This window comes from Albidovulum aestuarii, assembly GCF_029961185.1.
GTDB lineage: Bacteria > Pseudomonadota > Alphaproteobacteria > Rhodobacterales > Rhodobacteraceae > Albidovulum > Albidovulum aestuarii.
The window spans coordinates 242,117-266,161 of record NZ_JASBQQ010000006.1; the positions used below are offsets into that span (position 1 = coordinate 242,117).

The 24,045-nt window shown below is 65.0% G+C and carries 19 protein-coding genes and 1 tRNA gene; 15 read left to right on the forward strand and 5 right to left on the reverse strand.

The window, feature by feature from the left end; genetic code table 11:
• The first annotated feature begins 3 nt into the window (after positions 1 to 3).
• From tssA to tagF, 13 genes are all read left to right on the forward strand, one after another.
• Positions 4 to 1,137 carry a type VI secretion system protein TssA gene (tssA, locus tag QKW60_RS15030; protein ID WP_282369860.1) on the forward strand — a complete coding sequence of 378 codons (1,134 nt, stop codon included), beginning with the start codon at positions 4 to 6 and terminating at the stop codon, positions 1,135 to 1,137.
• 15 nt (positions 1,138 to 1,152) lie between these two features.
• Positions 1,153 to 1,686, forward strand: a complete 534-nt coding sequence (tssB, locus tag QKW60_RS15035; RefSeq protein ID WP_282369862.1) for a type VI secretion system contractile sheath small subunit — start codon at positions 1,153 to 1,155, stop codon at positions 1,684 to 1,686.
• A 3-nt stretch (positions 1,687 to 1,689) separates the two neighbouring features.
• Entirely contained in the window at positions 1,690 to 3,195 is a 1,506-nt protein-coding gene (gene tssC, locus QKW60_RS15040; protein ID WP_282369864.1) for a type VI secretion system contractile sheath large subunit, read from the forward strand.
• Between the two features lie 63 nt (positions 3,196 to 3,258).
• Complete coding sequence (locus QKW60_RS15045; RefSeq protein WP_282369866.1) at positions 3,259 to 3,756, forward strand: Hcp family type VI secretion system effector; 498 nt, start codon at positions 3,259 to 3,261, stop codon at positions 3,754 to 3,756.
• Positions 3,757 to 3,782: 26 nt separating this feature from the next.
• Entirely contained in the window at positions 3,783 to 4,499 is a 717-nt protein-coding gene (locus QKW60_RS15050) for a type VI secretion system baseplate subunit TssE (protein WP_282369868.1), read from the forward strand.
• Entirely contained in the window at positions 4,499 to 6,373 is a 1,875-nt protein-coding gene (tssF, locus tag QKW60_RS15055) for a type VI secretion system baseplate subunit TssF (protein ID WP_282369870.1), read from the forward strand. The genes QKW60_RS15050 and tssF overlap by 1 nt, the downstream gene beginning before the upstream one ends.
• A complete protein-coding gene (gene tssG, locus QKW60_RS15060) occupies positions 6,337 to 7,374 on the forward strand; it encodes a type VI secretion system baseplate subunit TssG (RefSeq protein ID WP_282369872.1) in 1,038 nt (345 codons plus the stop codon). Before tssF ends, tssG begins: the two co-directional genes overlap by 37 nt.
• The gene (gene tagH, locus QKW60_RS15065) at positions 7,371 to 8,645 is read left to right on the forward strand and encodes a type VI secretion system-associated FHA domain protein TagH (RefSeq protein WP_282369873.1); all 1,275 of its coding nucleotides are present in this window, start codon (positions 7,371 to 7,373) and stop codon (positions 8,643 to 8,645) included. The genes tssG and tagH overlap by 4 nt, the downstream gene beginning before the upstream one ends.
• Positions 8,638 to 9,084, forward strand: coding sequence for a type VI secretion system lipoprotein TssJ (gene tssJ, locus QKW60_RS15070; RefSeq protein WP_282369875.1), 447 nt, complete (start codon positions 8,638 to 8,640; stop codon positions 9,082 to 9,084). Before tagH ends, tssJ begins: the two co-directional genes overlap by 8 nt.
• Positions 9,085 to 9,105: 21 nt before the next feature.
• Positions 9,106 to 10,437 carry a type VI secretion system baseplate subunit TssK gene (gene tssK, locus QKW60_RS15075; protein WP_282369877.1) on the forward strand — a complete coding sequence of 444 codons (1,332 nt, stop codon included), beginning with the start codon at positions 9,106 to 9,108 and terminating at the stop codon, positions 10,435 to 10,437.
• Positions 10,438 to 10,441: 4 nt separating this feature from the next.
• Complete coding sequence (icmH, locus tag QKW60_RS15080; protein ID WP_282369878.1) at positions 10,442 to 11,830, forward strand: type IVB secretion system protein IcmH/DotU; 1,389 nt, start codon at positions 10,442 to 10,444, stop codon at positions 11,828 to 11,830.
• Positions 11,831 to 11,832: 2 nt separating this feature from the next.
• Positions 11,833 to 15,372 carry a type VI secretion system membrane subunit TssM gene (gene tssM / locus QKW60_RS15085; RefSeq protein WP_282369879.1) on the forward strand — a complete coding sequence of 1,180 codons (3,540 nt, stop codon included), beginning with the start codon at positions 11,833 to 11,835 and terminating at the stop codon, positions 15,370 to 15,372.
• Positions 15,354 to 15,875 (forward strand): type VI secretion system-associated protein TagF, encoded by a 522-nt coding sequence (gene tagF, locus QKW60_RS15090; RefSeq protein WP_282369880.1) that lies wholly within the window; start codon positions 15,354 to 15,356, stop codon positions 15,873 to 15,875. The genes tssM and tagF overlap by 19 nt, the downstream gene beginning before the upstream one ends.
• A 3-nt stretch (positions 15,876 to 15,878) precedes the next feature.
• Here the strand turns inward: tagF and QKW60_RS15095 are convergent, their stop codons facing one another.
• The 4 genes from QKW60_RS15095 to QKW60_RS15110 all read right to left on the reverse strand — a co-directional run bounded on the left by QKW60_RS15095 (position 15,879) and on the right by QKW60_RS15110 (position 22,370).
• A complete protein-coding gene (locus QKW60_RS15095) occupies positions 15,879 to 18,206 on the reverse strand; it encodes a type VI secretion system Vgr family protein (protein WP_282369881.1) in 2,328 nt (775 codons plus the stop codon).
• Between the two features lie 116 nt (positions 18,207 to 18,322).
• Positions 18,323 to 20,752 (reverse strand): ImcF-related family protein, encoded by a 2,430-nt coding sequence (locus tag QKW60_RS15100; protein WP_282369883.1) that lies wholly within the window; start codon positions 20,750 to 20,752, stop codon positions 18,323 to 18,325.
• A 4-nt stretch (positions 20,753 to 20,756) separates the two neighbouring features.
• The gene (locus QKW60_RS15105) at positions 20,757 to 21,611 is read right to left on the reverse strand and encodes a M15 family metallopeptidase (protein ID WP_282369885.1); all 855 of its coding nucleotides are present in this window, start codon (positions 21,609 to 21,611) and stop codon (positions 20,757 to 20,759) included.
• Between the two features lie 3 nt (positions 21,612 to 21,614).
• Positions 21,615 to 22,370, reverse strand: coding sequence for a PP2C family protein-serine/threonine phosphatase (locus QKW60_RS15110; protein ID WP_282369887.1), 756 nt, complete (start codon positions 22,368 to 22,370; stop codon positions 21,615 to 21,617).
• A gap of 146 nt (positions 22,371 to 22,516) precedes the next feature.
• Here QKW60_RS15110 and QKW60_RS15115 point away from each other — a divergent pair, with 146 nt between their 5' ends.
• Positions 22,517 to 23,200, forward strand: coding sequence for an OmpA family protein (locus QKW60_RS15115; RefSeq protein WP_282369889.1), 684 nt, complete (start codon positions 22,517 to 22,519; stop codon positions 23,198 to 23,200).
• A 72-nt stretch (positions 23,201 to 23,272) separates the two neighbouring features.
• On the opposite strand, the gene QKW60_RS15120 is transcribed toward QKW60_RS15115, so the two are convergent.
• Positions 23,273 to 23,361: transfer RNA gene (locus QKW60_RS15120), tRNA-Leu, on the reverse strand.
• Positions 23,362 to 23,663: 302 nt separating this feature from the next.
• On the opposite strand from QKW60_RS15120, the gene QKW60_RS15125 reads away from it, so the two are divergent.
• Positions 23,664 to 24,045 (forward strand): hypothetical protein (locus QKW60_RS15125; protein ID WP_282369891.1); only part of this gene is annotated, 382 nt, incomplete at its 3' end.

The following is a 24,045-nucleotide window of genomic DNA, read 5'->3' on the forward strand; positions in this document are numbered from 1 at the left end:
GATATGAGGGACCTGGAAGCGTTCCTCGCCCCGGTGGATAATGCGAATCCCTCTGGGGTTGAGTTACGCAACGACGCCCGGTTTCATGCGATCGAACGGCTGTTGGAGCCCGCGTCGCGCCGCTACAGGCTTGAGGATCTGACATCCGGCGGGACCGGTGCGGTCACGCTCGACTGGGACGGTCTTATTGCGGACGCGGAGGAGCTGGCCGCCACCGGGCGGGACCTTCGTCTGCTGGTGATCGTCGCGCGGGCGGCGGCGAATGAGGCGGGTTTTGCCGGGCTGGCCGCCGGGCTGACGCTGCTGGCCGAGACGGTAGAAAAGAACTGGGATCACTTGCATCCCGCTTTGCGCGACGGCGGCACCAAGCGCGAGGCGGCGACGCGCCGGATCAACGCGCTTTACCAGATCGAGAATGACGAGAACGGTGTTCTGGGCGATCTGCAGTTCAACATCGTGATGACCCCGCGCGGCATCGGGCCGGTTTCGGGCGCGGACCTCGCCGCCGGGATGGTCAACCGCAACACGGTCCTGAACGAGGCGCCTTCGGGACTCGGTGATAAAGAGCGCGCAACTTTGGTGGCCGAGCATGAGGTACGGGTGGCCCGTGTGCGTACCGCCTGCCGGGCGACGGCGGCGGAACGACCCGAGGAATTGCAGGCGCTGGCAAATGATGTGGCTGCGGCGCGCGATGCGCTGACCGCGCTTGAAACGGCGCTGAACGCGCAGGTTGCCGACAATGGCGTGGGCGTTGGGTTCAAGTCCCTCGCGACCTTTCTTTACCGCGTCGCCACCACTGTCGCGGCCGCGCAGGAGGACGACGACAATGCAACCGAAGAGACCGAGATGACCCCGGCCCCAGCAGAGCAGGCGACCGTAGGCGCGCCGCAGACCGCCCCGACACCGCAGGCCGCGATGCCGGACCAGATCAATTCGCGCCGCGATGTCGAACGCGCGCTCGACCAGATCATCGCATTTTACGAGCGCACTGAACCGTCGTCGCCCATCCCGCATCTGGCCAAGAGGATGCGCAAGATGGTGCCCATGAACTTCGTTGAACTGATGGAAGAGATCGCGCCCTCCGGAATGAAGGAATTCCGCAATGTGGCGGGCGTTTTTGATGAGAAATCCAAATAAGGGAGAAGCGGACAGATGAGCGAGAGCAAAGCCAAGGTGATCGAACGCAATCGCGCGCCGCGGGTGCAGATCGCCTATGATGTCGAACATTACGGCAGCCCGACGACGATCGAACTGCCCTTCGTCATGGGCGTGATGGCGGACCTTGCCGGCGCATCGGAAACGCGTGAGGCGCAGAAACCGCCGGCGGAGCGGACCTTTGTCGAGGTCGATGCGGGGCGCTTTCCGAAATTCATGGAAGCGCTCGGCCCCCGCGTGAAAGCGCGCGTGCCGAACAAACTGCCCGCCGGGGAAGGGGCGGATGCGGATGAAGAGATGTTCGTCGATCTCAGCTTCAAATCGATGGGCGATTTCGCGCCTGACAAGATCGCCGAACAGGTTCCCGCCCTTTCGGAACTTCTGAAGATGCGCCGCCAGCTGGAGGAACTGCTGTCCTACATGGACGGCAAGGTGAACGCCGAAAAGCGCATTGCCCAGCTACTGACCAATGAACCCCTGCTCGCGCAGGTCGCCGAAGAGGCGATGAAATCCGGCAAGGCGGAGGAATAAGTCATGGCCGAGACCAAGAAAGACACCGCCGTCGCCGAGGCTGAAGCACTCGATCTGGGGGAATTCAGCGACCTTCTTGAGAAGGACTTCCGCGTCAAGGAAGACGACAGCGCCAAATTGCAGAAGCTGGTGCAGAACCTCGCACTGGCGGCGAAAGAAAAGGCAGGGACCGCGACGATTTCCGGCAATGCGGTCAAATCGATCAAGTCGCTGATCGCCGGGATCGACAGCCTGCTGTCCACCCAGATGAACGAGATCCTGCACGCCCCCGAGGTCCGGCAGATCGAGGGAACATGGCGCGGGCTGCATTACCTTTGCAACAACACCGAGACCGACCAGAAGCTTAAGATCCGGGTGATGAACATCACCAAGGATCAGCTTGCCGATCAGCTGGAGGATTTCGAAGGTCAGATGTGGGACCAGTCCCCGGCCTTCAAGAAGCTCTACACCGAGGAATATTCGATGTTCGGGGGTGAGCCCTATGGCTGCCTGCTGGGCGCTTACGAGTTCTCGCACCATCCCCGCGACGTAGGTCTTTTGCGCAATCTCTCAGGTGTCTGTGCCTCTGCCCATGCGCCCTTCATCGCGGCAGCTGCGCCGCAGCTTTTCCGCATGGAAAGCTGGCAGGAATTGCCGAACCCGCAGGACCTGCAACAGATCGTATCGTCACCCGACTACGCAAGCTGGCAGTCGCTGCGTGAAAGCGAGGACAGCCGCTATATCGGCCTGACCATGCCCCGCGTTCTGGCGCGTCTGCCCTATGGCGCGGCAACGGTGCCGGTGAAGGGTTTCGCCTTAGAGGAAGAGATCGACGGCAAGCACGACCACTATGTCTGGATGAACGCCGCCTTCGCGATGGGCGTGAACATCAACCGCAGCCACAAGCTCTTTGGCTGGGGCACGCAGATCCGGGGTGTGGAATCCGGCGGCACGGTGATCAACCTGCCGGTCCACACCTTCCCGACCGATGATGGCAGCGTGGCGATGAAATGCCCGACCGAGATCGCGATCGACGACCGGCGCGAGGCGGAACTGGCCAAGCTTGGCATGATGCCGATCCTGCACCGCAAGAACACCGATGTCGCGGCCTTCATCGGCGCGCACAGCTTGCAGGATGACGAGGCGCGGGCCGGGCGGCTGGTCGATCCGGACGCACAGGCCAATGAAAGACTCAGCGCGAACCTGCCCTATCTCTTCCCGGTCAGCCGGTTCGCGCATTATCTGAAGGCCATCGCGCGCGACAAGATCGGCACGTTCAAGGAACGCGCCGACATGCAGGTCTGGCTCAGCGAATGGATCAACCGCTACGTCCTGGCCAACACCGCAATGGCGACCGATGCGCAGAAGGCCAAGCGTCCGTTGGCCGCGGCAGAGGTGCAGGTGGACAGCGTCGAAGGGCGCCCCGGCTATTACAACGCACGGTTCTACCTGCGTCCGCATTACCAGTTGGAAGGCATTAACGCGAGCCTGCGGCTCGTCTCTGAACTGCCCTCGGTCAAGGGGGCCTGAGGCGGGGCGGCAGCGCCCCTCCTTTCACCACCGGCATTCTTTGTGACCTGAAAGGAATAGGAAATGGCATTCAGCGGATACATGAAGATCGACGACATACAGGGCGAATCCAAACGCGCCGATCATGAGGACGAGATCGACTTTTTCGGAATAGGCTGGGGCGCGGCACAGACCAGTTCGGCCGCGACCGGATCAGGCCGGACGCGCGGCCGCGCGGTAATCTCGGACGTTAAGATCGAGAAGTTTTACGACGCGTCTTCGCCGCTTCTGGCACTGGCCTGCATGCAAGGCAAAAGCTTCCCAGAAATCATCGCCTATGTCCGCAAGGATTCCGGCGACGCGCATCTCGACTACCTCGTCATCACAATGACGGATGTGATCGTCAGCAGTTATCAGATGCATGGCAGCGGCCCGAAGGAAACCGATGACGACATGATCACGGAAGAGGTTTGCCTGTCCTGCGAGACGATCAACATCAAATACGTCAAGCAGGCCGGCGATCATTCGGCGGGCGATGAATTCGAGGTCGAATACGACATCGTGGCCGGTAAGGCGGCCTGAGTGCCCTGACCGTGGAAGGGTAACCAGTGTCCGACCAGATCCAGCCCCTGCAATCGCGGCGCGAAGCCGTGCAGCCGAGCCTTTGGGACCGGCTGGTCGACGATCTGCCGGGGCTGGTCGCCGAAACCGACCGGCGGCGGAAAGAACTGGAAAAAGAGATCGGGGCGGACCGTGTGGCCCGCCTCGTTGCGGGCGGGCGGCGGGCCCTGGAACGCGAAGCCTCGCTCGATCAGGAAGAACGGCGGCTTGCGCATGTCTTTCTCACCCAGATCGAGCGCCGCGCCGCATTAGAGGAACGCGGGATCGTCGTAACGCCCTCGATCCTGCGCGAAGCGGTGCGGCGCGATATCGAGGCTTTGTTCAATATCGAGCGGTGGCAGGCAAGTCACCTTCTGGGCGATGCCGAGCGTCGCGGGGCCGAGGACCCCGAAGACCTTCTGGCCGATTTCCCGCATGTCCGCCGGTCTGTCCTGAACTACGGCGTGCCGTCATTTTCCGGCCGCCGCGCGCGGGATTTCGATCCCGATGCGCTGGCGAAAGAACTGAAGGAAATCGTCGCGGTTTTCGAGCCCCGCCTGAAGCGCGACACGATCAGGGTCAAGGTCGCAACCGGCGACAAGACCGGCCTTCGAATCGATATAGAGGGCGTATTGATCATGTCGCCGGTGCCCGAACGGCTGAAGCTTTCGACCACCATTGATCTCGACAATGGCAGCGCCATCACCGCGCTCGGGGAGGTCTGATGGATCGGAACTTCCTAACTTATTATGAAGCCGAACTTGGACATATCCGCGACCTCGCCACCGAATTCGCTGCGATGCATCCCGAAGTGGCGCGCAATCTGTCTGTCGATGTCGCGCCCTGTCCGGACCCCTATGTCGAGCGGCTCTTGGAAGGTGTCGCTTATCTTGCCGCCCGCACGCGGCTGAAGGTTGATGCGGAAAGCACGCGGTTCGTGCGCAACGTTCTTGATGCGCTTTATCCCGATCTCGTCGGCCCGGCCCCCGCGATGACGACGGCAGTGCTGCATCCCGGGCCGCAGGTGCAGACGATGATCGATGGCCATACCGTGAAACGCGGCACACGCATGGCCTCGGCCTTTCGCGACGGGCTGACGACACGGGCGACCTATACGACCGCGCAGGACGTGACGCTTTGGCCGGTCGCGCTCGATGGTGTTGACTATCTGCCCGATCGCGGCGCGCTGAAATCTGCCGGAGTGCCGGAGGGCAGCGGTGCCGAGGCCGCGTTGCGCCTGATGCTGAAGCGGGCGGGGCCGGGATCGCTGTCCGAGCTTGGCCTCGATCGGCTCGACATGTGTTTTGCGGGCAGTGCGCGGGCGGGCGGGATATTCGATGCGGTTTTCGGGGCGAGCACCGGCATTCTTGCCCGGCCCGCGCGGTCCGGCGCCGTATTCCGCCGCGCGGCGGGCCCCGAAATGGTCGGGATCGGCGATGGCGAGGCGCTTTTGCCGCGCGTCCGCCCTGCCTTCGAAGGCTACCGGCTGATGCGGGAATATTTCCTGATGCCAGAGCGGTTCTACTATCTTCGCCTTGGCGGGCTGAACCCGGCGATCCGCGATTGCGGGGATGACCGGCTGGAGATTCTGCTTCTGCTGGACCGGCAGCGCCCGCATCTTGCCGATGTCACTGCGCGCGATTTCAAGCTTTTCGCGACGCCGCTGGTCAACCTTTTCGAAAAGGAATGCAACGTCGTCGAGATCGACGGCCGCACGGCGACACATGTCGTTCATGCCGATCGCACGCGGCCGCGCGACTTTGAAATCTACCGGCTGATCCGGGTCGAGGATGCCGATGACGACGGGCCGGACGCCGCCCTGCATCAGCTTTACGCCGCCGATCAGATGCGCGGCTCGGGGCTTGTCTATACGACCGAGCGTCGCCCCCGCCGCGCGGGCGAAGATGAAATCCGGCGGGGCCAGACGCGCACCTCCTATACCGGCGATGACCTGTTCATCTCGGTCGCGCGGCCCGCCGGGGCGCGGGTGTCGCGGGCGGTCAGACGGCTCGACATCCGCGCGCTTTGCACCAACCGCGATCTGCCGATCCTCGACGACAGCCCGAAACTGACACTGGAAAGCGGCGATCCCGTCGGTCGCGTTGAACTGCTCGGCGCGATGCGCCGTCCGCGCGGGTCGCTGGTGGCCAGCCTTCCGAAATCCGCCGGAAAGGGCGAGGCCTCGCTCGACGATCTGGCCTGGCGGCTGATCGCGCAGCTGTCACTTAACCACCTGTCTTTGGGCGAGGAAATCCGCGACGCCGAGCCCCTGCGTGCCATGCTTGACCTTTATGCCGACCGGGGTGATCCCGAACTGGCGCGCCATGCCCGTTCCATCACCCGCGTGACCTCGCGCCCGCTGATCGAGAGGCTGGGCATTCCGGGCCCCGTCTGTTTCGGCAAGGGCATGGAGGTCACTCTTCACGTCGATGGATCGGTACTGTCGGGGGCTTCGGCGCTGTTACTGTCGGCGCTCCTCAATCAGCTTTTTGCCCGCCATGCCGGCATCAATTCCTTCATCCGAACGCGGATGCGGTCCCTGCAAACACAGGAGGAGGTGACATGGCCGATGTCGCCGGGCAACCGCGCCCCGATCTGACGGGGGCGGCGCCTGAGCCCGAAAGCATGGGATTCTTTGAGCTGCTGCGGCGGCTTGAGGCCGGGAGCCTGCGCTTTGGCCGTGCCGGCGGGCCGGAGCGGGAACCGGCGCGGCTTGGCCAGCGGGTGCGGCTGTCGGTGGCGACGAGGGACGTGGCGGGGTTTCGCCCCGGCGATGACAAAAGGCCCGCAAAGGTCGATGTCGAGGTTCTGGGCCTTCTTGGCCCCGAAGGCGCGATGCCGCTGCATCTCAGCCGCTGGGTGCTGACGCGCCTGTCCGAACGCTGGTTCACCGAGGCGGCAGATACCGCGACCGCTGACACCACCTTCCTCGATTTCTGCAACATGCTGCAGCACCGGATGCTGGCGCTTTATTGGCGGGCCTGGGGCGATGCGCGGCCGGAAGTGCAGGTTGAGCATGGCGAGCGGGGGCACGGGCAGGCGATGCAGGCGGCCCTTGCCGGGCTTGGCCTGCCGGGGATGGCGGGGCGTGACGACGGCCTGAAACTGCGCCATGCGACCGCGCTTGGTCAGGGCGTCCACGGGCCGGAGCGTCTGACCGGGTTTCTCGCGGATCTGCTCGGGGTCAAGGTGACGCTTGTCGAATTCGTCGGCCACTGGCTGGAAGTACCGGCGCCACTTCAGACCCGGCTTGGTCGGGCCCATGCGGCACTTGGCGAAAGCGCCGTCGTCGGGGCGTGCAGTTTCCAGCGGCAGGGGCGGGCGGAGCTTCGGTTAGGGCCGCTGACCCTGCAGCAATACCGGCGGCTACTGGAGGATGACGGGTTACGCGACCGGCTGGCCCATGCGATCCGCTTCGCGGTCGGGACCGAGATCGACTTCGATCTGCGCCTCGTTCTTGCGAAGGGTGATGTGCCCGATCCCTGCCTCGGCACCTGCCAGCTTGGCCGCACGACATGGGTTTCGCCCACCTGCCGCGCTGATGCGGGCGATCTGCGCCTGCCGAATTTTGCCGATCCGGGTGGGAGGGCAGCGGCATGACCCTGCGCCTTGTCATCGAACATTCCGCCCATCCGCAGGCCAGGCCCGAAATGCGCCACCCCGGCGGTGACCTGTCGATCGGGCGGGGGGCGGATTGCGACTGGCAGATCGACGACCCGGACATGTTCGTCTCGCGCCGCCACTGCGTCGTGTCGGAGAGTGACGGCAGCTATGAAGTGACCGATGCCAGCCGGGGCGGGCTATTCATCGACGGGGCGGATACGCCGCTCGGCCCCGGCAATTCTACTGCTTTGGAGCCGGGGATGCGACTGAGGCTCGGCGACGTCGTGATCCGGGTCGAACTTGGCGAGGCGAAGGCAGAGACCGCCCGGCCCGCAGCGAAAGTGGCCTCCCGCGCCGACGGGTTCGACGCCGACGATTTCTTTGCCCAGCCGGCCGCATCAGCGACGAGAGCACCCCGCCCCGAGACGCTGCCGGAACCGTTCGACAGCGGCCGCCCCGCAAGCGCCGCTCCCGAGGTCGAGGAGCGAAAGCGTCCGCCAGAGTTCGATGACCCCTTCACGCTCGATCCCGTGCGTCCGGCGGACCGGCCGGTGGAGCCGAAGGCGGACGCGGCGGATTTCGGATTTGGCGATTTCTTCGACAAACCCGCCGCGCCGCAGGCGATGCCTGCACCAGCGCAGAAACCCGAACCGGCGGCACCCGCCCCGCAAGCGGTGGAAGCCGACGGGCTGCACGCCGCTTTCTTCCGGGGCCTTGGCCTCGATCCGACAGAGATGAAGGCGGTCGCGAGTCCCGAGGAGATGGAGGCGCTGGGCCTGCGCTTCCGGCTGCTTGTCGACGGGCTGATGCACCTAATGCGTGCCCGGGCCAAGGAAAAGGGAAGTGCAAGGGTTGCCCAGACCACGATCGGCAGCGCCGACGTAAACCCGCTGAAGTTCCTTGCCACGACCGAGGACGCGCTCGCCGCCCTCATCACGCCGCGCGGGCGCGGCTACCTGCCGCCGGATGAGGCCATCACGGGTGCGTTCCGCGACCTGACCGATCACCAGTTGCGCACCTGGGCCGCACTTCAGGCTGCACTTCGCCGCATGGTCGACCGGTTCGACCCCGAGGAGTTCGAACACGAGGCCGAAGCGGAAGGGCTGATGAAGGCGCTGCTGTCGGGCGGGCGCGGCGCGCAGCTCTGGCAGCTTTACCGCGCCCGCTACCGCGAGATCGCCAAAGCCGCCGAGGAACGGTTTCTGGGCGAGGTCGGCGCGGATTTCCGCGACGCATATGAAGGCAAGAGGAGGACCGGAGATGATTGACAGACGCGACTTCCTTTCGGGCGCGGCGGCGCTTGCGCTTGTGGCCTGCACACCCAAGACGGGCTCGGTCACGCTTTCGGCGACCGGTGCGGCGGGGATGAATCCCGGCCCGGGCGGCGCCGACCGGCCGCTGACCCTGCATATCGTGCAACTGAGGGCGACGGGCGCCTTCGACAGCGCCGATTTCTTCGCGTTGCAGAATCCGGCCGGGGCGCTTGGCGGCGATCTGGTGAAGGCCGAGCAGATGGTTCTGACGCCGGGCGCGGGCGCGACAAAGACCATCGCACTCGACCCCTCGACCACCGCCATCGGTGTCATCGCGGGCTTCCGTGATCCGGGCGGTAAGGCGTTCCGCGCGAAAGGCCCGGTTTCGCCAACGGCGAATGTCAGTTTCGCCATCGAGATCGGGTCGGGCGGCATCGCGCTGAGACCGGCCTGAGCCGGCAGAGAGGGAACGGGAATGACGGAACGCAACAAGGTTGTCTGGTCGGAAGGGCTTTTCCTCAGGACCCAGCATTTCCAGCAGCAGGACCGCTATGCCGAGGCGCTGATGCGGGCGGGCCTGCGCGCGGGCCATCTGCAGACCTACGGGTTCTCAGCGCTGGAGCTTGATACGGCCGCGCTCGATGCCGGGCAGATAGCCGTGGCGAAGGCTGAGGGACTTTTCCCCGACGGCTCGCCCTTCGCCATTCCGGGCGACATGGAGCCGCCGCCGGCGCTTGCGGTCAAAGGCGATGCGGCGGGTCTCGTTTCGCTGGCGATCCCCGTGGAAAGCCGGGGCGCGGCCTCGGTCGACCCCGCCCATGCCGAGCCCACGGGCGCGCGCTATCGCGGCACGATGATTACCGCGCGCGATGCCGTGCGCGGCGGGGCCGAGACCGAAGAGATCGAGGTCGCCCGCCTTGCCGCGCGGCTGATCGCACCGGGCGATGAGATGGCGGGCTACACTACGCTCGCCCTTGCCCGGGTTGAGGGGCTGAAGGCCGACGGCTCGGTCGCGCTGAGTGACGGCTACCTGCCGCCCGCGCTGACCATCGGAGCCGCGCCCTGGTATGCCGGGCTTTTGAAGGAACTGGTCACGGGGCTTGAGCGGATCGCCGAGGCCCATGGCGGGCTGGTGCGCGGCGGCGCCGGACGGTCGGTGGAAAACCTCCTGATCCTCGAACTCGCGAATGCAGCCCAGCCCCGGCTGGCGCATCTTCTGACCCAAGACCTCTGCCATCCGTCCGATCTTTTCGGTGAGCTTGCCGGGCTTGCGGGCCGCATGGCGACCTACGGCTCATCGTCCCGCCGTCTGACCGATCTGCCCGCCTATGACCATGCCGCCCCGCAGTCGGCCTTCGCGGCGCTCGCCGATACGCTCCGGTCCATGATCCTGTCGCTCAGGCATGTGGAGCCGAAATCCCGCGCCCTGCCGGTGGCGAAGCATTCCCAGAACATCTGGAAAGTCCGCATCGACAATCCCGAGCTTTTGAAATCCAGCCGCATCGTGCTGCGCGTGGGATCGGAGATGTCGGACGAAAGCCTGCGCCGGATCTTTGCAGGTCAGGCCACGGTCGGGGCGGCGGATGAATTCGAGAAGCTCTGGAAATCGCGTCTGCCGGGGATCGCGCTGAAACCGCTGCATTCGCAGCCGCGCGAGATCCCCTATGACGGCGAACGGCTGTGTCTGGAACTTGACCAGAAATCGGAACACTGGACCCAGTTGCTGGAGGCGCCCGGTTTCGTGATCGGCGTGTCCGGCAAGCTGGAACGCGAACCGCAGATCGACTGCTACGCGGTCAGCAGGTAGGCAGATGGTGAACAAGGACGATCCCTTTGGCCTGTCGGACGATGCCGGACGCACACGCATCCGCCCGGTCAAGGGCGCGCGGCCCGCGACCGCGCGGCCGGTGACGCCCGGCACGGGGCGGGTCGGCGACCACAACGCGCCGCCGGTTGCCGCGACACCGGGGCATCGCCGCCGCCACGCGCGGGCGCATCCCAATCCGCTGGTCGCGGCCTTCGCCGTGCCACTGGAGCTTGCCCCCGAACTGGAACGCGCCGCCGCCCCGCCCGAGGCCGGGACATTGCGGGTCCGCCTGCATGACACTCTGATCGAGGCCCGCGACGCGGCGGTTGGCGCAGGCGTCCCGCTGGCCCGCGCCGATCAGGCCGCATGGTTCGTGGCGGCGCTTCTCGACGATATCGCGCTCAACACGCCCTGGGGCGGGCACAGCGACTGGCCGAGCCAGCCGCTGGTGACAATGCTGTCGGGCGATGTCGATGCAGGCACGCGGTTCTTCGACCGGCTGGAAGAGCTGATGCGTTACGCCAACCGCGACCCCGAGATGCTGGAACTGGCTTATTACTGCCTCGGCCTAGGATTCCGCGGCAAGTACCGGGTGCAAGGCGGCACGGGCGAAGCCGCGCTGATGGCACTGCGCACCCAGATCGCGCGGGTGATGCACGACCCCGACCGGGCGCAGGCGGCGCTGTCACCGCATTGGCAGGGCGTCGTGGCGCCGGACGAAAAGCGCCGGTTCACGGTGCCGCTCTGGACCGTGGCGCTGGCCGCCATCGGCCTGATTACCGCGATGTATATGGGCTTCAGCCTCCAGCTTTCGTCCCGCGCCGAACAGCTTTACGCGCTGGCCGCCCGCATTCCCCCCGCCGAACGCGCCGCGATCTTCCGCCCGGCGCGCGAAACCCCCGATCCTCCGCCCGAGATCGTGATCGAGCCGGTGGTGATCGAACTCTTGCCGGAATTTGCCGCCAAGGCCCCGCCCGATCGGCTGGCGGCGCTCAAGGGGCGCGAGGATGCGGCGCTGGCGATCCTTGTCGTGCAGGCGTCCGACCCGGAGGTGTTCCGGTCCTCCAAGGCCGATATCAATGATGTCTATGGACCGCTCATCACCTCCATCGCTGCGGTGATCGTCGAGAATGACGAGGTGATCGGTCAGGTCACCGTGATCGGCCATACCGACAGTATCCCGGTGCAAAGGTCCAATCCCTTCGTCTCCAATCAGGGCCTGTCAGAGGCCCGCGCGGCGACCATCGCCCGGCTTCTGGCGGCGAATGGTGTGCCGCCCGGGCGGATCGCATCGGAAGGGCGCGCCGATGCCGAACCGATGGCGGATAACGGCACAAAGGAAGGCCGGGCGCAGAACCGCCGGGTCGAAATCCGGATCGAGAAGAGGCTATAGGCATGCGGTTTCTGAAAGCGATCTTCGGGTTCCTCATATCGCGCCGCTTCTGGACCTTTGTCGGCATCGTCCTCCTGTGCGCGCTGATCTGGCTCTTTGGCCCGCTGATCGCGGTGGGCGAGGCGGTGCCCCTCGCCTCAGACCTGACCCGGATGATCGTGATTGGGGTGATCGTGCTTTTCTGGCTGATCTCGATCCTCATCGGGCTTTTGCGTGCGGCGCGGCGGAACCGGATGTTCGTGGCCGATCTGGCGGCGCCTGAACCCGTGGCAGAACCGAAACCGGGCGAGGCGAATGTGGCCGAGGTCAATACACGCTTCCAGTCGGTTCTGGCCGAGATGAAGCGGTCGAAACTCGGCAGCCGGAAATTTCTGCGCGACATGCCATGGTATCTGATGATCGGCCCGCCCGGGACCGGCAAGACCACCGCGCTCAGGCAATCCGGCCTGCATTTCCCCATTGACCTTTCGGACGACATCAAGGGTGTCGGCGGCACCCGCAACTGCGACTGGTTCTTTACCGATGAGGCGGTTCTGGTCGACACGGCTGGCCGCTATGTCCAGCAGGCGAGCGATCCCGGGGTTGATGCCGCCGAATGGGACGGCTTTCTCGCGATGCTGAAGAAACATCGCGGGCGGCGGGCACTGAACGGTGTCATCGTGGCCCTGTCGATGCGGGAACTCCTGGGATCGGCGGAAGAGTTGCAGACCCATGGCCGCGAGATACGACGGCGTCTGTCCGAACTGCGCGAAAAGCTCGGCCTGCATCTGCCGGTCTATCTGATGGTCACCAAATGCGACCTAGTGCCGGGGTTCGAGCCCTTCTTTGCCGATCTCTCCACCCGCGACCGCGAACAGGTCTGGGGCGCGACCTTCGGCACCGAGGCGCGGGTCGATGGCGTGGCGGTGGAACGAGAGGTCAAGGCGCTGATGGCCACGGCCGAGGCGCGGCTTTCCGCCCGCATGGCCGGGGATGCGGCCCTGCCGGAACGGGCCGAGACCTTCCGCTTCCCAGCGCAGATGGCGGCGGTGGAGGGGCCGCTTAAAAGCCTGATCAATACGGTCTTCGGCGAAAGCCGCTATGAGGAAAGCCCGTGGTTGCGCGGCTTCTATTTTACCTCGGCCACGCAGGAAGGGTCACCCATCGACCGGCTGGTGGGGGAACTTTCATCGGCTTTCGGGCTGTCGGCCGAACCGCCGAAGCCCCGCCGGTTCGGCGAGACCCGGTCATACTTCCTGCGCGATCTCCTGGCCGAGGTGATCTTTTCCGAAGCGGGCCTTGGCCTCTTCGACCGCGCGGCCGAGGAGCGGCGGAAATGGCTCTGGCGCGGATCGGTCGCAGGCGCTGCATTGGTAACAAGCGTCGCGGGCCTCGCCTTCCTCTTTTCCTTCCTGCGCTATTCCGGTGCCATCAACGACCAAGAACGGCTGATCGCCGACCTTTCCGGGCGTTTGTCGAACGTCGCCGCGCGGCAGGCACCGACCGATCCCCTGGATCTCGACATCGCACTTGATGCGATCAACGCGGTGGCGACGGCACGGACGGAGGTGCCCGCCTCATTCCTCACCGCCCTTGGCCCCACGGCCGAGGCTGAACTTGCCGAGGCCCAGCGCATCGCCTTTGACCGCGCCGCCCGCAACATCGTCGAGCCGCGACTGGTCGCGGTGCTGGAGGCGACAATGTGGCGGCATGTGCGCGACCCGGAGTTCCTGCTCGGCGCACTCAAGACCTATTTCATGATGACGGGCATGGCGCCCTATGACCGCGATTACGTGGCAAGTTGGTGGCAGGAGGCACTGCCTGAAGCCGCCGCCATCGACCTCTTCCCGACGGATGCGGCGCTGGATCACCAGCTTTCCGCCATTGACCGGCTTGCGGGGGAGGAAACCAAGATCGCGCCCGACCCCGACCTGATGAACGCGGCCCTGCAAAGCATCTGCACCATTCCCCTGTCGGTGCGTGCCTATGGCGCGCTCAGGCAGGACCCTGCCGTTGCCGCGCTTACCGACTGGATTCCGGCGGAAAAGGCAGGCCCCAACGCACCGCAGGTTCTGACGCGCCTGTCGCAGCAGACGTTGCGTGTCGGTCTGCCCGGCGCATTTACCTATCGCGGTTTCCACGATGTGGTGCTGCCGCTCATTCCCGAAGTCGCGGCGCAGGCGGCACTGGACCGGGCGGTCTTTGCCGGTGGCTGCGCCGAAAGCTCGGATGCCTCTGTGGCGACGCTGGAGGCGGATATCCTGAAGCTTTACAGCGACGATTTCATCGCCCAATGGGACGGGCTGCTGCGTGACCTGCGGCTGGCGCCCATCACCGATCTGCGCATCGCGACCGCCAATCTGAAGGACCTCGCGAGCGCTGACAGTACGCTGAAGCGGCTGTTGCGCGCGGTGGTGGAGGAAACCGACCTGACCCGGGTAGAGGAGGACGGGGGCAGTGGCGGCGGGGTGCCGAAAGGGGTGATCAGCAAGGCGGCCTCGAAGCTCGGCAAGGTCGGCAAACTGGCCAAGAAGGGCGCCAAGCTGGTGGCCTTGGGAAAATCGGGCGGGGCAGAGGTTCTGCCCGGCGCGGTCATCGCGGGCCATTTCGCGCCGTTGAAAGCGGTGATCATTGAAACAGATGGTGTGCCGCCGCTGATCGGGGATGCAGAGCTGGCGATCGGTGCGCTTGCGAATGAACTTCAGACCGTCGCGGCGAGCCCCGACCCCGAGGCCGCCCTTCTGGCGCGGGGCGGGTTGCCCGAACTGACCGGGCAGGTCGCCAATGTCGCGGCTACCCTGCCGGACCCGGTGGATGACTGGATAAGGGGCATCGCGGGTGAAACCATCGCGGTCACGCGCGAGGCGGTGATTGCCCAGCTCAATGCCCGCTGGCGGGCCGATGTGCTGCCCTTCTGCACCTCGGCCACGGCGGGGCGTTACCCTTTCGTCGCGGGCAGCGCCATCGACGTGAATGTCGCCGACTTCCAGCGGCTGTTCGGGCCGGGTGGGCTTGTCGACGCCTTCACCAATGAACTTCTCCTGCCCTATATCGACACAACACGCCGGCCCTGGACCTGGCGCGCCGATTTCGGGCTGGATGCCGCGACGCTGACGCCGTTCGAACAGGCCCGAGCGATCCGTGATGGCCTCTTCCCCGGCGGGGCCGGGCCGATCATGGCCTTCACGCTTGAGCCCAAGGATCTTTCCGCCAATGCCAGCCGCGTGACGCTGAACGTGGACGGACAAACCCTTGTCTATTTCAACTCCGCGACGCGCCCGACGCCGATGACCTGGCCGGGACCGGATGGCACCAACCTGATTTCTCTTTCCTTTGCGCCCATCGAAGGCAGCGCCGAACTCATCGCCTCGGAAGCCGGTGCCTGGGCCTGGCTCAGGATGATCCGGGGCGGCAATCTGCGCCGGACCGATCTGCCGGAATTGTTCCGGCTGACTCTGGCGCACGGCGGGTATCGCGCCGAGTTTGAACTTCGGGCGAATTCGGTGGATAATCCTTTCGACCTCACCATGTTCGGGAATTTCAGATGTCCGGAGAGGTTCTGACACCGCCCTGTGCAGGCTTCTTCGGGAAGCTGCCCGCCACTGGCGATTTTGTGACGCGCGGATTGCCCGATGCGTTCCGTAGGTCCTGGGATGCATGGATCACCCGCCATGTCGCGCCAAGGCTGCGGCTGGGGACCGGTTGGCCGCAAGGTGGGTTACGGGTCCGGCTTGTCTCAGGCTCGCGCGTGGCGGCGATGGTGATCGTGCCGGGCGTCGATAGTGCCGGGCGGGTCTTTCCGCTCAGCCTTTGTCTGATCGGTAAAACACTTCCCGGACCGGCTGGCCTCTGCCCGTGGTTCAGTGGGGCCCGGCGCTGCGCAGAAACCGCGATGGCGCGGCGGATGGAAGCCGACGCGCTTCAGGACGCACTGGAAGCGCTGGAACCACCCGAGGGTGGGAATGGCGATACGCCGCCGATGCTGGTCTGGACCCGCCGTCACCCGCCGGAAGAGGTTGAGGTCGAGAATCCCGGGGCGGTGCTGGACCGGATGCTGGAGCACTGATCCTCAGTTATTGTGCACTGTCGAGCCCTTGATCTTGACGTCGCCGCCCGCCTTCACGTTGATCTTTCCGCTGCCCTCGACGGTGACGTCGGTGCCTTTGATCGAAATCTCGCCTCCGCTTTTCATCACGATGGAAGCACCGCCGCATTTCAAAGTGATCTCGGCCCCGACATCGAGCACATATTTGCCGCCAATCTTGACGGAACCGTCGCCACCCACATCCGTGCCATCATTGCCCGAAATCGAAAGTCCCCGGTCGCCGCCGACGCTGGTCGTCTGACCGCCGCCGACCGACACGCCCTGATCGGCGCCGACGCTGACTGTCTGGCCCGCGCCGATACTGACGGTCTGACCCGCCCCGACACTGACGCTCTGTGACGCGCCGATATCCCAGCTGTCCGACGCCCCGATGCTGTGCGACTGCACCGCGCCGACGCTGACCGAGCGGGCAAGGCCCACGGTCTGCGACTGCGCCGCACCGACGGTGCGGGTTTCCGCCGCGCCGACGGAATCGATGCGGGCGGCGGCGACGGTGATGGTCTGGATCGCGCCCACTGTCTGGCTGTGATTGGCCCCGATCGTCTCGGTCGAATTGCCGCCGACGGAAATCGTCTCATCCCCGCCGACGCTGAGCGCGCGGTTGGCGCCGACCGTCTCGGTATCGTTCGAGCCGATACTGACCGTCCGGTTATTGCCGACGCTCGTCGATTTGTCATTGCCGACGCTTTCGGTGCGGTCATTGCCGACGGACTGGGTGGCATCGACGCCGACATCTTCGCTGAAGTGACGGCCGATCTTGCGGCTTTCGTCGTTCTTCACCAGTTCGTTGTGATCCTTCTGGGCCTGAAAATAGACCTCTTCCGACCCAGCCTTGTCCTCGAACCGAAGCTCGTTCCAGCCGCCGCCACCGGGGGTCGAGTTTGATTTCCAGCCCGATTGGCTGGCACTGCCTGGCAGCGCGTAGGGCGGCATCTGTTCGGCGTTGTAGACCCGGCCGGTGATGATCGGCTGATCAGGGTCGCCTTCGAGGAAATCGACGATCACCTCCTGCCCGATGCGCGGGATCTGGATGAAGCCCCAGCCAGCGCCCGCCCAGGTCTGGCTGACTCGGATCATGCAGGTCGTGTTTTCGTCCTTCGCGCCCAGACGGTCCCAGTGGAACTGAACCTTCACGCGGGCATATTCGTCGGTGAAAATCTCCTCGCCCGCCGGGCCGACCACGACCGCCGTCTGCGGCCCTTTCATCACCGGTTTCGGGGTGACCCGGGGCGGACGGTAGGCGATGGCCTTGGGCGCGACCGTGAAGCGCGCGGAATACCCGAAATCGCCCGGAACCTGACCGGAGCGGAACTGGGCGTCCCACAACTCGTAGTCCACGCGAAGTACGATGTAGTCGTCGTTCTCGGCCTCGCGCGGAAAGAGGTCAAGCGTGAAGGCCCGCCCCGACCAGAGCGGCCGCGCGGTGCCTGCCGCCGCGATGCGGCGCTGTGAGGCCTGCAACTCTTCCAGCCGGAGCGCGGAGAGCGTGTCGCCGCGGGCGAGTTCGGTATAGGTGCCAGGATAGTGGTAGTTCTCGCTCGCATCCTGCGCATGGCCGACCGGGTTTTCGGTCTTCGACATGAGGTCGGAGGACGGTTTGATGAAATCATAGTCGGTTTGTGCGAAGCCGCCCGGCTGGACGCGGCTGACGGGTAGCCAGGTGGTGATGAAATCGCCGTCCTCGAAGCTGATGCGGCTGTCAGGTTCGAAAGGCAGGGTTTCGGCGCCAGCCGCCGGTGTCAGCGTGGTGCTGTCATCGGCGAGGATCAGCCTGTGGGCGCCATTCTCATGTTCGAAGAAATAAAAGATGCCTTCGTGTTCCAGCAGCCTTTGTACGAAATCAAGGTCGCTTTCACCGTACTGCACGCAGTAAACACGCGGCGGATATGATCCCGTCAGGCGCTTTTCGAAATCGGCATCGGGATAGTCGCCGAAGACGGCCTCGACGATATCCACCACGCTTTGGTTCTGGAAGATGCGGTTGTCGGTCTTCAGCGACAAAAACCAGAGCCACGGGACGAGCGCGAGCCGGTAATGGGCAAGATCGTCGCGGATATCGGCCAGCGCGAACTCGGACACGAATCCGTCGAAATGCCGCTCAGGATCGCCCGAAACGACGATGGTCGCGCGGGTGCCAAGCACATCCGCGGCCTTCAGGTCGAGGTTTTTTGAAACGAGTGAAAGGTCGAAATGGAAGGGACGGCTGACCTCATCGAACCCCTCCATCCGGGCGAACGAGACATCCTCGCCGAAAGCGGGCACGGAGGCGGAAATCACGCGGGTGTCGGGCACAAGTCCAGTCCTTTATGAAATCGCCCTTGCGGGCCGGTTCTGAAATACAGTGTCAGTATAGCCGAACAGCCCCTGAAATCAGAGGCGGGATTTCCCTCACCGGCCTTGCGCTGGCGTCAGAGGACCTGAGGGCAGACGAACCCGCTCAGGATCGAGTGGCGCGACACCGGATTGCCGGGCCGGTCGAAGGTAATTTCGAGAAACAGCCGCGCGTCGCCTTCGCGCAGGTCGACGAGTATCCGCTGCCCGCCGTCGCGTTCGCGCAATCTGAGGGGCGCGAGTAGCCGCAGCAAACCCCATGGTCCCGGTTCCGCGATCCGCGCCGCGCCCTCGGCGGTCTGAAAGCTGACCTCGGCCCCTTTCGCCGGTTCGGGCCCGGGCCAGTGCAGATCAAGCGCCTCGCCCGTCGCCTCGACCGCGCCGCCGGTGCCGCCGATCGCCATGAACGCCTTGCCGCGTTCGGCCAGCGCGGCGAGGCCGAGATCGGTGCCAAGCGTGCCGTCCGGCCCGTAGAATGCTGCCGAGATCACACTGGCACGCTGAAGAAAGATCGCGCTTTCCGGGGCGAGACCGGAGAACCGCGCTTCGGGCTTCCAACGCCATTCCGGTCCCGTCATGTCGAGATAGGGTGCCGCGCGGCTGCGCAGATAGCGGTCAATGGCGCCGCCCGGCGCCAGCAGTCGTGTAACCATTGTCGGGTCGGCATCCGGCCCCTCGGCGAAGGGAAACCGCGCCTCCATGTCGCGGCAGGCGGGCAGCACTTCGGCCTGCCAGGCGCGGGTCAGCGGGTTGGTCAGAAGATCGGCATGGGCCGCGCTGGTCTGCGCCAGGACGTCCTCGACGATCCCGACCACCACCGGCGGCGCCTGCCGGAGCGCGGCAATGGAGGCGGCGCGGTCCTGCGCACTCATCAGCCGCTGCAATCCGGTCTCGGCATCCAGGTCCATCGCGCCAAGGGCCACGTTCAGACCGGCGAAAAGGTCGGAGATGTCGCGCATCCGACCCTGTTCGAGATACTGGATCATCGGCGCGAACGCGGTTGCTACGGCCAGTTGCTGATCATGGCTGCGGCGTCGGTCCAATCCGCCCGCCTCGGCCCAGACCGCGCGCAGGAGCGCGTCGAGTGGCGAGGGGGCGCGGGAAAGCTGGCCCGAGATCAGCACGGCCCGGTCTGGATCGGAGAACGGCTGAACCTGAAGATCGGTCAGATAGCTGCGCCAGGCTGCCACCGTATCGCGCTGAAGCCTATCGAGCAGCCGGTCGGGCGTGTCGTTGTGGTTGGCGGGTGGCGTCGGGAACAGCGCGGCGGCCTCGGCCCGTGCCACCTGAACCGCGCTGCCCGCACCGATATCGCGGGCATGATCCCAGCCCGCCACGGTGAAGAGCGCAGGCAAGGGCGCATCCATGGACAGGCCCGAGCGGCGGTGCAGGAGGCTAGAGAGCCCCGGCACAGCCGCGTCGGCCTGCCATCCGGGAATAGCTGCGATACCTGCCGAGCGGCGCAGTTCCAGATAGGCGCGTTCGACCTCATCCGCCTCGGTCGCGATATGCCGGGCTTGTTCCATCAGGTCCGCGTCGGGTCGGGGCAACGGGGTTTCGGGCGGACGGAGCCACGCGACGTGCTCGGACAGCGCAGCCCCCTCGCGGTCTTCGATCCAGCCTGCGAGATAGGCAGGCGACCAGTCGCTTTGCCCGGCAAGAACCGACCAGGCGCGCAGATCGTCGTAAAGCAGGACCGGTTCGCCCTCGGTCGCGATGGCCGCGTCGATCCGCTGCGCGAGAAGGAACGGCAGGTGGCGCTGCACGGCCGCGTCATAGTCGTTCCCGGCGCTGGCGACGGCGTCAAAGCCCAGCGGGCCCGCGAAGAGCCGGATCGGGGCGTGTTCAGCCTCGGACGCGACCCTTCGGACGGTGGTGCTCAGACGGTCCAGCCGCGGGGCGAGATCGGGTATGGTGCCCTCGCGGTCCAGCCCGATGGTCAGCCGCTCGGCTGCGAAGACACGCGAAAGTTCGCGGTGGAACCGGTATTCGACCCAACCGATCCATGCCAGCATCGCGCAGCAGAACCCTAGAACCAGTACCGCCGTTATCCCGGCCCAACCCGGGCCGATTTTGCGGTCGAAATGCCGTCGTGCGCCTTCGATCCGGGCGAGGCAGCTTTCGAGAAACCTGAGGACGGGCTCGAATTCTGCCCCCGCTGACCTTGCCCGGTCCATGAGGTCGCGGATCTTGGCGGGCGACATCTCGCGCCCGTCGAAAAGAAGCCGATGGGCCGCTGCCGACCAGTTTCGTGCATCGATCCGGCGATTGGCCCTGAGCTGTGCGTCGATGATCAGGGCGAGCGCATACCGCGCCGGTGCGACCGAGGCCGCGGGCACGCTTGCATGGCGCAGCGCTTCGCTGAAGCGATCCAATCGGGCGACGGCCTCGTCCAGCACCGTGCGGGGGTCGGCATTGCGCAATCTCGGCAGGGTTTCGGCCCAGTCGAGGACCGGCCCTGCGGCGCGGTCGTAGGGGGTTACCGGTTCGGCACCGCGCCCCGCCATCAGCTCAGAGCTTCCCGTCGGCGGCCCAGGCGCGCAGGGTTTCCTCACCAACCTCGAAATGCATGGAATCCTCCCGCCCGTAGGTCGCGCCCCAGAACCAGCCCTCGTCATTGAAATATTCGGCGAGGATCAGCAGGCCGAACTGGGTGCCGCCATCGGCGAACGGGTCAAGTTCTCCGGCCAGTGTCAGGTCGATGGCCGTGCCCCAGGAATGGTTCGACACTGACGTGGTCGATCCGCGGATGAACCGCGCGCAGACCGCGCCGGCGGTGCCAATCTTGTCATGAATGTCAGGGTCGCTTTGGTTCAGCCGGTCCATGATGCGCTCAAGCGAGTCAAGCGCAGGGCGCAGCATCGTCACCCGGATCGGGCCGATCTGACGGGTTTCCATCAGGGCCTTGAGGCGCGGATTGGTGACCGACTGACAATCGGTCGAGTAATTGTCACGAGGGGCTCCGAGCACCTCCATCATCACGCGGTTCTTCGGCTGGGTGACGCCCTTGTTGAAGCGGGTCTTGGCAAGAAGCATCGCCTCGGTCAGTGCCTCGGTCTCGGGCGGGTTCTCGAAATCCTCGTCGGGCAGGTCGAAGCCGGTCGGGTCCGGGGTGGCCGTTCGGTTCGCCATCAGGCTCATATCCTCGCGCAGCCGCGCCAGATCGGTGCGCAGGCCCGCAAGGTCCGCCCGCAGCCGGGCCCGGTCGGCCTCGGCGGTCGCAAGGGCTTCTTCCAGCCGTGACATGCGCAGGTCCGCGCCCGCATCGGCAGTCTGCAAAAGGGTGGAGATGACGGCGAAGGCGATGGCGGCGATGACAACGCCGATGGCAACGATGACGGGCCCGACAATGTTTCCGGGCTGCATCCTCTACCCCTCCTCGATATCGATCACGATGACCGAGACATTGTCTGGCGCACCGGCCTCCAGCGCGGCGCGGACAAGGTCGCGGCAGGCTTCGTCCGGGGTTGCGGCAGCGGAAAGGAGCCCGGCAATCGCCGGTTCAAAGACGCAGCAGGTCAGGCCGTCAGAACACAGCAGCAGCCGGTCGCCGGAGGTGACCGGAACGGTCATCTGCTCCGCCTCGAACCCCTCGTCTCCACCGATCGCGCGGGTGACGATATGTGCCTCGGGATGGGTCCCGGCCGCGTCGGGGCTCAGCTCGCCTCTGTCGACAAGATCCTGCACCAGCGAATGATCGCGTGTCAGAAGCCGCAGACGGTTTCCACGCAAGAGGTAGGCGCGGCTGTCACCGGCCCAGGCAATCTGGGCATGGGCCCCGCTGATTATCACGGCCACGACGGTGGAGCCCATCGGGCCCATCCCCGGTTCTGCGGCGCGGGCTTGCATGATCGCATTGGCATCGGCGAGCCGATGTGCCAGCGCCTCGGCAGGGGGATCGCCATCGTCGATGGTTTCAAGGCTGTCGATCACAATATCCGACGCCACATCGCCATGGCCATAGCCGCCCATCCCGTCCGCAACCGCCCAGAGCCGCCCGCCGGGATCGGTCAGGATCACGTCCTCATTGCGATCGCGAACGAGGCCGCGATGGGTCAGACCGGCGCCCCGCGCAACCGGGAGGCGAGACCGGGTGACAGGGATGACAGTTGTGGCGCTGTGCATCGGGGTCACCGGCAGGGTGCGGTCGGGTCGCAATAAGGTATGGGTTTCATGACTATGGATGCATCCGGACAATGGGCGAATTGAAAACAAGGCCAGTATAGCGTAAACTCTGCGGTGATTTAATGCCTATTTCTTGGATGGATTTCATGCTCCGCTTTCCGCTCGTTCCGGCCCTGCTTTGCCTTGTCGCGACCGGTGTTCCGGCGTCAGCGCAATCCTTTACGGATGATGAACTTCTGCAGGTGTTCCGCAACCAGAGGGATGCGTTCCGAGCGGCGTCGGAAAGCGGTGTCGGGCAAACCCGGGGGCTGACGCTGGTCACCGTTGACGATGTCGAGGTGGCGACGGAAGCCGCCGAGCCCACCACATCGGGAGATACCGGCGGCGGCGTGACGGTTGAACTTGAGCCGCTCACACTCGATGTTCCTGATCAGGCGCAGACCGGAACCCCGGAGGAGGCGCCGAAGCAGGTGGTATTCGGCCAGTTGGCGCCCGAATTGCAAATCAACGTCAATATCCGGTTCGCTTTCGATTCCGCGGCGCTGACCGAGGATCAGAAACCGCTGCTGGCGCAGCTGTGTTCCGTCATGCGCGAAAGCGACATCCAGCTTTTCCGCATTGCCGGCCATACAGACGCATCCGGGTCGGATGCCTATAACGAACGCCTGTCGCAACTCCGCGCCGAAGAAGTGCAGCGATATCTGGTCCGCGATTGCGGCATCGCCGCCACGCGGCTTGAGGCGGTCGGCCTTGGTGAACGCTTCCTCGCCGATCAGGCCGACCCGAAAGCCCCGGAAAACCGCCGGGTGGAGTTTCAGGCGTTGAGCTGAGGCATCTCTGGTACCCGCGGCCGGATTTGAACCGGCACGGCCTTTCGGCCTAGGGATTTTAAGTCCAATTAGTGGTGCGGACTGCGGGACTCGAACCCGCACTTTCCGTAAGGAAAACAAGATTTTAAGTCTCGGGCGTCTACCAATTCCGCCAAGTCCGCTCTGGCACAGTGGCACACTTTTGGCACAGGTAGTGGCACAAGACAATTGGTGATGACGTTCCGCGCCGTCCATACTACTTCTAGAAGATGATGACGATGCTTAGGGTATGAACGTGGCAAGGGTGCCAGAAAAATATAGTCGACCAGCTCACACCATTTCGGGTTATTGCGCTGCCTGCCAGGGAGTTGCTAACTCGCAATACAAAATCTTCAAAATCACAACTTTGGCGCATTCCACGAGAAGGTCACAGAGCTTAGCGCCCACACATCAAGCAGTAGGAGCGTGCGTTGGGTGCGAGCAGATGGCGTTGTTCTATCTTAGGGTGACCAAGGGCGGGAAGTTAGCCAGCATCGCATCCATTGATCAGAGCGATGGCAACATACTACTACGAAATGACATTTCGGCACGCCTTATCTCACAGCTTCCCGGGCGAAAGTCACCAATCATTCCAGAGTTTCTTCCGGCAACCGTAGCGCGAGCGTTTGAGGATGCGGAGAACTCGTTTCTCGCCGGTCATTGGAACCAATCTGCTGCTTCCTTTCGTAAGGCAGTCGATCGCGCGATTTCACCGATGGTGGCTGAAGACGAACAGCTTCAGAAAAATACTGGACTTGCCCGGCTTTGGTGGAGAGCGTTTAGCTCACTTCCCGGGCCTTTCGCTCGAAGGCGATGGGGCTCTGGAA

Excerpts from the sequence above, each read along its gene's own strand:
- tssA (WP_282369860.1), top strand. The coding sequence starts at position 4 with ATGAGGGACCTGGAAGCGTTCCTCGCCCCGGTGGATAATGCGAATCCC.
- tssB (WP_282369862.1), top strand. The coding sequence starts at position 1,153 with ATGAGCGAGAGCAAAGCCAAGGTGATCGAACGCAATCGCGCGCCGCGG.
- tssC (WP_282369864.1), top strand. The coding sequence starts at position 1,690 with ATGGCCGAGACCAAGAAAGACACCGCCGTCGCCGAGGCTGAAGCACTC.
- QKW60_RS15045 (WP_282369866.1), top strand. The coding sequence starts at position 3,259 with ATGGCATTCAGCGGATACATGAAGATCGACGACATACAGGGCGAATCC.
- tssF (WP_282369870.1), top strand. The coding sequence starts at position 4,499 with ATGGATCGGAACTTCCTAACTTATTATGAAGCCGAACTTGGACATATC.
- tssG (WP_282369872.1), top strand. The coding sequence starts at position 6,337 with ATGGCCGATGTCGCCGGGCAACCGCGCCCCGATCTGACGGGGGCGGCG.
- tagH (WP_282369873.1), top strand. The coding sequence starts at position 7,371 with ATGACCCTGCGCCTTGTCATCGAACATTCCGCCCATCCGCAGGCCAGG.
- tssJ (WP_282369875.1), top strand. The coding sequence starts at position 8,638 with ATGATTGACAGACGCGACTTCCTTTCGGGCGCGGCGGCGCTTGCGCTT.
- tssK (WP_282369877.1), top strand. The coding sequence starts at position 9,106 with ATGACGGAACGCAACAAGGTTGTCTGGTCGGAAGGGCTTTTCCTCAGG.
- icmH (WP_282369878.1), top strand. The coding sequence starts at position 10,442 with ATGGTGAACAAGGACGATCCCTTTGGCCTGTCGGACGATGCCGGACGC.
- tssM (WP_282369879.1), top strand. The coding sequence starts at position 11,833 with ATGCGGTTTCTGAAAGCGATCTTCGGGTTCCTCATATCGCGCCGCTTC.
- tagF (WP_282369880.1), top strand. The coding sequence starts at position 15,354 with ATGTCCGGAGAGGTTCTGACACCGCCCTGTGCAGGCTTCTTCGGGAAG.
- QKW60_RS15100 (WP_282369883.1), bottom strand. The coding sequence starts at position 20,752 with ATGGCGGGGCGCGGTGCCGAACCGGTAACCCCCTACGACCGCGCCGCA.
- QKW60_RS15105 (WP_282369885.1), bottom strand. The coding sequence starts at position 21,611 with ATGCAGCCCGGAAACATTGTCGGGCCCGTCATCGTTGCCATCGGCGTT.
- QKW60_RS15110 (WP_282369887.1), bottom strand. The coding sequence starts at position 22,370 with ATGCACAGCGCCACAACTGTCATCCCTGTCACCCGGTCTCGCCTCCCG.
- QKW60_RS15115 (WP_282369889.1), top strand. The coding sequence starts at position 22,517 with ATGCTCCGCTTTCCGCTCGTTCCGGCCCTGCTTTGCCTTGTCGCGACC.